Source organism: Pedobacter sp., assembly GCF_041662865.1.
In the GTDB taxonomy this organism is placed as follows: domain Bacteria; phylum Bacteroidota; class Bacteroidia; order Sphingobacteriales; family Sphingobacteriaceae; genus Pedobacter.
This window is the reverse complement of record NZ_JBAZRL010000080.1, coordinates 1-7,653: the sequence shown is the minus strand read 5'-3', so window position 1 is coordinate 7,653 and position 7,653 is coordinate 1. Positions and strand designations below refer to the sequence as shown.

The window sequence follows — 7,653 nt, the reverse complement described above, 5'->3', positions numbered from 1 at the left end:
GCCATATACTTTACATGTGTGCTCTAAACGCAAAGAAAACCAATGCCCAATGCAGGGATTTATTTGATCGATTGGTAGAAAAAGGTAAAAACAAAAAAGCTGCCCTAACGCCGTTTTCAATAAGCTACTTAAAATCGTATTTGGTGTGGTTAAAAACAGAATATTTTACATGGATAGTTACTTGCAAAAAACAGCTTAAAAAATTTGGTTTTTTACACAGTTCATGTTATATGATGCCCGCTTTTCTTTCTTGTTCCGCTTCTGTTTTTCCATCCTGCTATATTTCTGTTTCGGCTTTCTTTAAATGCAAGTCCGTGTCCTGTTTCTGATGTAGATGCCATAATATTAAAGTTTTTTGATCGAATTATTTATTTTATTTAAATATAGCTAAGCTTTAAAATACAACAAAAGAGCTAAATAATGTTTATTGTTTTTTTTAAGCATTTTATTTTAATATCACTACAGTGCAAACGTAATTTTAAACATTGTTTGCCTTGGTCGTAAATTAAAATTGGTTTCGACATAACTATAGTCGCTAATACTTACTGTTTTAAAATTTGTTGTGTTGAATAAATTATTGATTTGAAATTCAAAATCAATTTTTCGCTTTTTAATTGTATATCTGTATATTAAATCGGTAAATAGGTTTTCTGAACGTTCAGTAAATAAATTGTTGTTGATGTATTCAGACTTTATGGAAAAAAATTGATTTTTATTAAAGTCAAAATTTAAGTTCATTGAATGATTTTGTTGAATAATTGTTGGATTTAATTTCTCTTGGATTTTGTTTTTTGAGAGTAACCAATTGGATTGATATTCTAAATTAAACCATTCAAAAACATCAATATCTATTTTATTTCCAAAACTCCAATTAACGTTTTTAATTGTAGTATCATTAAAATTCAATATTTGTTGAAATTCAGTTAAACTATAACTGCCATTCAGGATAACATTTGTTTTTAATTTGCTGAAATATTTGTTAATACGTGCCGAAACAGATTGATTTAATCTTGTATTCTTTTTTTCAATGGCTTTTATTACGGTTGAACCATTAGTTAAAACTTGTGTGTCATATAACAAGTTATTATCGCTTTTTGAGTTGGTGTAAATAAAAGTAAAAAACAAAGCTTTGAGAGGGTCTCTAAAATTAACGCCAAAAGATTTATTTTGATTTATTATTTGTGGTAAAGGTGCATTAATACTTTTGATGCTTCTATAATTTTGTAAAATGTAAGCGTAATACAATTGATTAATTGTACCAAATTGATTATTGATACTTACAGTGGAATTAATTTTCCAATACGTATTTAAATCGTAAATAACTGACAATCTTGGCTCAAATGTGGTTCTATTGAGACTTTCCTTTTCTTGTAAAGGATTATCATTTATTGTATAAGATTGAATATTTATAGGTGTTGTCAAATCTAAACGCCATTTATTTTTTTGATATTGTGTATGGAGTTCAAAATAGATTTTTGAGCGCATCCAATCTAAATTATTTGAAAAGTCATTACTCAAAATTGTATTTTCTGAAGTGGTAATCTGGCTTTTCAAGGTTTGATTTTCCAATTGAAAACCAATTTTTGGTTCAAATGTAAATTGATTATAACCTTTGATAAAACTAAATGTATTGTTAGTATAAAAAGTTTTTAAATCAACCCTCTGAGTCACTTCTTGATACAGAATGTTGTTATTTAAAATTGCTTCAAACTGTCCAGGATTTACTTTTAATGTTTGTGGTGTTTTATTAAAACCTGCATATGAATTTAAAGTAAGTAATTGTTTACCAATAGAAAAAATTGATTTATGACTATTTGATATTTTTAAATAGTCGTTTGTGAGATTTTGTGAAATATTTTGATTTTCTGTATAAATTAAGCCACGTTGGCTATCCCAACTACCTTCAAAATCTAGGCTGTTTTTGAAATAATTTTTATTTGCATTTTTTTGTAAAGTAATGTTGGTTTGTAATGCATTAGAAAAAAATAGATTGTTCTTTTCTTCAAGAAGGTTTATAGTGTTGGTAGGTGTAATGAATTGAGTATTTGTATACCCATTTTGCTGTTGATAGTCATTTAAATAGGAAACGTTTAATCTTAGTTCATAATCTTTTTTTAGTTTTTGTAAATGGTTAAAAGTAAGTAAGTGAATATTATTATCTAACCATCGTTTTTCAGAAAAATCAGGACTTGATAATTGTTGAATGGACAACCAATTTGACTTTTCATTACTACTCTCAAATTGGTTCAATAAATCGTCAATAGTTAAAGATTTAAGTTGCAGCGCAACATTACTACCTGTATTATTGGCTTGATAGGATGCAAGCATTTGTTGTTTTTTTGTAAAAAGCATTGGTGTTATATTGGTTTCCCATAATAACGGAGAAAACCCTGCACCTAGCTTGGCTTGTCCTGTAAATGTATATGATTTTTTTAATTTAATATTTAAAGCCGCATCTTCTGAAAATCTCAAACTGTCTAGCATCTTTATGGGTTGATGATTTTCTAAAATCTGCACTTGGGTTACATCATTATAAGGTAAATTTTCGTTGGCTAGATTGTACTTGCCTTCCAATAAATCTAGCCCTTCAATATAATATTTATTGATAGGTTTACCTTGGTATAAAATTTTTCCGTCTGATAAGATTTCTATTCCGGGCATTCTTTTTAGTACGTCAGCAATGCTTCGATCTTGTTCTTTAGCAAATGAATTTACAGAGTATTTTATAGTGTCACCTTTTTGAGTAATTGGCTGTGTCTTTATAACAACTTCTTTTAATTCGAACACTTTATTATTTAATCTAAAATCTTTTTTTTGGCTCTCATTTTTTAAAGTTTCATTGATTGTTTCAAAATCTATGGAACTAACTTGAATGTCAATTTCATTTTGAGATTCGGAGAAAGTAACACTATAATTACCTTTCTCATCAGAGATTGAATAAGCTATAATGTCTTCTGTAGATTTGTAATTTATTAAAACACTTGCATTTGAAATCGGATTTCCTTTGAGGTCTGATATTTTTCCTTTAATAGTCGTTTGAGAGTTTACTGTAATAGTTATTAAAATAAATAGAATTAAATTTTTTATCATAAGTTTTTTACGCTTGTTTAGTTTTATCATAACAACATAAGCAGTTGTTATATGCAATTTTAAAAACTATATTTTGGTATTTTGAATTTATTCTTGTGGATATTTTATATCTAAAAGTATTTGACCTCTATACCTTTTTTTTACTACATTAAACCATTTCTTTCTTTCTTCTGAGTTATCAAATATAACAGAGCCGTCATCTGATGTTAAAATTTTAAATCTGTTTTTATAATATTTATCTTTTGTAATAAGTTTATAGTCTTTTACTTTGGGTGAGTTATATTTTTCTTTCTTTTTTTTATAATTCGCTAATGTAAAAGTCAACTTTTTTTCAGAGTCGTAAAGGCTAACTATTAGTCCAGGTAAACCTTTGAACTTGTAAGGACCATAATTTAGGGGTATTTCGATGGAAAACCAAGCATACCAGATTCTACCATAAGCATTGCATCGAGCTAATTGAGCGTTAACCTTTCCTACTTTCTTTTTCTCTTTTAGAATTTCCCAATTAAGTTTGTCATTTTCCACATATCGATATTTAAAATCTTTAATATCTTCGAAAACATCCATCTGATTATTGTTGTTACAAACAATTTCAGGAAATTCTGAGCCATACTGCATATAATCGTTTGGATTAGTTTCTTTTAATGAGTTCATGGAATAAATGGTAGTACTTAAAAAAGCTGATTTATTATTTTTACTTTCAACTAATAAAATGAATTGTTCAGTATCAGATGATTTATCATTTCTTGTAAATTTTAAATCATAAAAACACATATAGTCAGTGTTTATGGTTTGAGCAGTGGCTTCTAGAATAAAAAGTAATGCTATTAAAATTTTAAAATGTTTTTTTCGCATAATTTATAAAGTTTAAGAAGGCTATCTATGTTCATAGATAGCCTTAAATTTGGTAATTAAGTATTAACTGTTATAGTCACCTTTTTTGGGTAAACACCACAGTGCATTAAATTATACGTTGCTACAGCATCCGTAATTTGTTGTAATGTAGCATTATCAGCCATATTAATTGTTCCAATTACTCCGCAAGTTGTGGTAACATTCCAAACTCTGGCATTCATAGTTACGCTAACCAATAGAATTGCTGCTAAAAATATTTTTTTCATTCTTGTTTTAGTATTTTGCTTGAATCTTTGCAAGAGCTTCTGGCTCATTAGGGCAGTCAAAGATTTTCTGCATTGTTTTCCATATGGAGTTCTGCCCGTGAACTATAAAGTTCTCACAAAAACCATATTATTTTTTTAAATATTCGCGACTATTCTCAAAACAATACAATTTTAATTTTACATAAAATTATAAGAATATTTTGCGAAAATAATAGAAGCAACTTTAAAAAAAAAGAAAATAATTAATTTTTTAAAGTATTTTTTTATGCTTACCAAATAAAGTCGTTAAAGGGTAAAAAAAGTCGTTAAACTACACTTTTGTAAGAAATGAGTGTTTTTTGGCGTGATGTAGCTCAGGGGGTATCGTATAACGTTCCGCCTTTAGTTTGCATTAATAAATAATGATTAATTTAACCTAAAAGGAAACGGGTGAACTAAAACGTTCCGTAGGGTAGTGACCTATAAGCCGCATAAGACCCGTTTCCCATTTAGGATCTTGCCAGTACTAGTTGGAATGATGGGTTTTCAGGCCCGCTAAAGGCGATAGCACAGCAAGTTATTTTAATCTCTTAAAAACAAATGTATGAAAAATGTAAAACAAACCGTTGGGATTGATGTATCAAAATTAACCTTAGATGTTTATCTGAAAACCACTCAGGTACATCAGCAATTCAGTAATGACAGTAAAGGCTTTAAACAACTTATTGCCTGGTGTAACAAGCAAAAAGTAAATCTGAAGGAGACTTTATTCTGCTTTGAGCACACAGGTTGGTATTGTTTATTATTGAGTTACTTTCTTTATGAAAACCAGTATGCCTATTGTTGTGTGAATGCTATAGAGATCAAACGTTCTATGGGGTTCAGACGTGGTAAGAGTGATAAGGCTGATGCCTGGGAAATAGCCAGCTATGCTTGGCTCAGAAGAGAGGAACTGGTTCCCTCCACACCGCCGGCTAAGAAGTTAATTGAATTACAAAGAATGATGAGTCTTCGCGAGCAGTTAGTCAAACAACTCACGGCCAGTAAAAACCTTTATAAAGGCATGCAAGGGTTAGTCAATGATGAAGTTAGCGATGTCTCGATAGTCATTTTAAAAGAGAACATGGCTCAATTAAACAGCCAAATAACCGCTATAGAAAAAGGTATGAATGAGTTAATCAAACAAGATCAAACCATGACAACCAATTACAAGCTCTCTAAAACCGTTAAAGGAGTAGGAATGGTCTTGGCTGTTCAAATGTTGTTACATACCCAGAATTACACTCGTTTTGAAGGCTCAAGACAGTTCTCAGCCTATTGCGGTCTGGTCCCTTATGCATACCAATCAGGCACGAGTATTCATGGCCGGAATAAGATTCATGCTATAAGCGACAGGAAGATGAAAAGTTTATTGTCAATGTCCGCCATTAGCGCCATTCAACACGATAGCGAACTCAAATTATATTATCAAAAAAGAGTAGAGGAAGGAAAACCCAAAATGGTAGTGCTAAACATCATCAGGAACAAAATAGTATCACGAGTATTTGCAACAGTTAACAGAGGAACTCCGTATGTAGAAATAAATAAATTTTATGCTTAAAAATTTGGATTTGATCTTGGAATGCCGCTTGGCGTAGTAGCGGCAAGTTAAAGAAAAATGTAATAAGAAATGCTGAAGTTCAGAGTATTTTCCAAGACCCGAGGCGTAACGCCGAACAGGCCGAAGGCAAAGATAAAACCAGCTATTGTAGTTAACCGCTATTAGCAGATGTTTTTATTTTGTAACAATAACTTTAACCACTTTATAACCATCTGTAGTTTTAATCCTTACTATGTAAATTCCTGAATCTTCTATTGATGCTGCGAATTCTGTTTGTATTGGTCTTGATTCAGTTATTTTTTGTCCTAATAGTGTAAATATTTCTACTTTTTCAATTAAGGCATTAGATTTAACTGTAAAATTTCCGGTGTTAGGATTTGGATATAGATAAGTACCATTACTATTAAATTCAGAAATACTTAATGGAGAACATTCTGTTGTTGAGGTCAGATTTGCTAAGGTAATAAAGTTGGGTGTTGTATCAGGTATTGATTGCAACGTACCTAATGGCGTTTGGGTAATAGATGTTGTGGGAACTGATAAGGTTATGTTTTCGTCAGTCATAGTTATGTTGGCATCGAACCCATTGCACGCTGAATTTCCGGAACTGTCAGTGCTAAAAATCGTGGGTTGATGATAATCGATATTATTTTGATTTCTAACGAATCCATGAACTGCAAAATACCATTCGTTTGCATTTTTTTCGTATAGCTCGCTGGCTGATGAACTATTTCTGTAACCCTTTCCCAAAACAAGATTCCCATTGGCTGTAATTTTAAGTACATAGTTAAGACGTACATAGTCGCTGTAATAAGTCTCATCAATTATAGACACAACTATTTCACCCGAAGCCAACTCTTTAATGCCTCCAATTTTATCGCATGCTATTTTTTTGGCCCAAACTAAATTTCCGTTAGTATCAATCCTAAGAAGTAATCTTCCGAAATCATTAGTAACATATTGTAAAAGACAGCTAACTAACAAGTCGCCATTGCTAAGGATTTTGGTATTTGGGGCATTAGCATAATCAGGAAAATAAGTTGTTGCATTTTGAAATTTTATTTCTCTTGCCCATAATAATGTATCGTTCTGATCGAATTTACAAATGTTGCTTGAAATTAAAGCATAATAACTTCCGGTGCTTTCTTCTTTACTCATCGAATAAACAGTTCCCCATAATCCCTGCAGGATAGTGCCATTCAATAAATTTCCATCCAAATCAAAATTCATTATGACCGGGTTTTGGGGTTGAATTGGAGATCCTTTCCTACCGCCAATTTTTATAGTGGTAGCATTTTTTAGAAAGGCATCATAAGGAGTAATGTAATCGTTGTTAGCTGTTGACCCAATTTCTTTTGACCATATTGTCTGTCCCTGGTCATTTAATTTATGAAGTATAAATCGGGGGCAATACCATGCAGATTGCCAAGGTGATACCTGAACATTCGAACAACCAGTTCTTGCAAAAAGAACTGAAGTTCCATCAGGGAAAGTAAGTACCCTTTTATCATTTAAGTATGTTCCAAACGATTTCCTCCAGATAGGAACAAAATTAGCATCAGTCTTAATAAGCATAGTACTGTTGTCGCGACCATTAGAATAATCGAAACTGTATTGTAATAAGTGTCCACCATCATAGGTATCTATAATTGGAGCAAAACCGGCACTACCAACATAGGCATTGAATATTGGGTATTTTCTGGTGTCTTGAGCAGATGAAATTAAACTCAAAAAAAGTAATGTTAAAAGGCAGGGAATACTATTGTTTTTCATGAGTTGAATTTGTTTTTAAATGGCTCCTTTTTATTACTATGCCTATTGAATATCCGCTAACGTTCCGCCTTTAGTTTGCATTAATAAATA

General features: G+C 31.1%; 5 protein-coding genes. 1 reads left to right on the top strand and 4 read right to left on the bottom strand.

Features of this window, described 5'->3' with window-relative positions; translation table 11 throughout:
* Nucleotides 1–459 precede the first annotated feature (459 nt).
* From WC622_RS15995 to WC622_RS15985, 3 genes are all read right to left on the bottom strand, one after another.
* Nucleotides 460–3,090, bottom strand: coding sequence for a hypothetical protein (locus tag WC622_RS15995; RefSeq protein WP_372820695.1), 2,631 nt, complete (start codon nucleotides 3,088–3,090; stop codon nucleotides 460–462).
* Between the two features lie 87 nt (nucleotides 3,091–3,177).
* Nucleotides 3,178–3,945: a GLPGLI family protein gene (locus WC622_RS15990; protein ID WP_372820694.1), complete on the bottom strand. Its 768-nt coding sequence runs from the start codon at nucleotides 3,943–3,945 to the stop codon at nucleotides 3,178–3,180.
* A gap of 56 nt (nucleotides 3,946–4,001) precedes the next feature.
* Nucleotides 4,002–4,211: a hypothetical protein gene (locus WC622_RS15985; protein WP_372820693.1), complete on the bottom strand. Its 210-nt coding sequence runs from the start codon at nucleotides 4,209–4,211 to the stop codon at nucleotides 4,002–4,004.
* Between the two features lie 583 nt (nucleotides 4,212–4,794).
* On the opposite strand from WC622_RS15985, the gene WC622_RS15980 reads away from it, so the two are divergent.
* The gene (locus WC622_RS15980; protein WP_372820692.1) at nucleotides 4,795–5,790 is read left to right on the top strand and encodes an IS110 family transposase; all 996 of its coding nucleotides are present in this window, start codon (nucleotides 4,795–4,797) and stop codon (nucleotides 5,788–5,790) included.
* Between the two features lie 174 nt (nucleotides 5,791–5,964).
* On the opposite strand, the gene WC622_RS15975 is transcribed toward WC622_RS15980, so the two are convergent.
* Entirely contained in the window at nucleotides 5,965–7,563 is a 1,599-nt protein-coding gene (locus WC622_RS15975) for a T9SS type A sorting domain-containing protein (protein ID WP_372820691.1), read from the bottom strand.
* Nucleotides 7,564–7,653 lie beyond the last annotated feature (90 nt).

Excerpts from the sequence above, each read along its gene's own strand:
- WC622_RS15995 (WP_372820695.1), bottom strand. The coding sequence starts at position 3,090 with ATGATAAAAAATTTAATTCTATTTATTTTAATAACTATTACAGTAAAC.
- WC622_RS15990 (WP_372820694.1), bottom strand. The coding sequence starts at position 3,945 with ATGCGAAAAAAACATTTTAAAATTTTAATAGCATTACTTTTTATTCTA.
- WC622_RS15985 (WP_372820693.1), bottom strand. The coding sequence starts at position 4,211 with ATGAAAAAAATATTTTTAGCAGCAATTCTATTGGTTAGCGTAACTATG.
- WC622_RS15980 (WP_372820692.1), top strand. The coding sequence starts at position 4,795 with ATGAAAAATGTAAAACAAACCGTTGGGATTGATGTATCAAAATTAACC.
- WC622_RS15975 (WP_372820691.1), bottom strand. The coding sequence starts at position 7,563 with ATGAAAAACAATAGTATTCCCTGCCTTTTAACATTACTTTTTTTGAGT.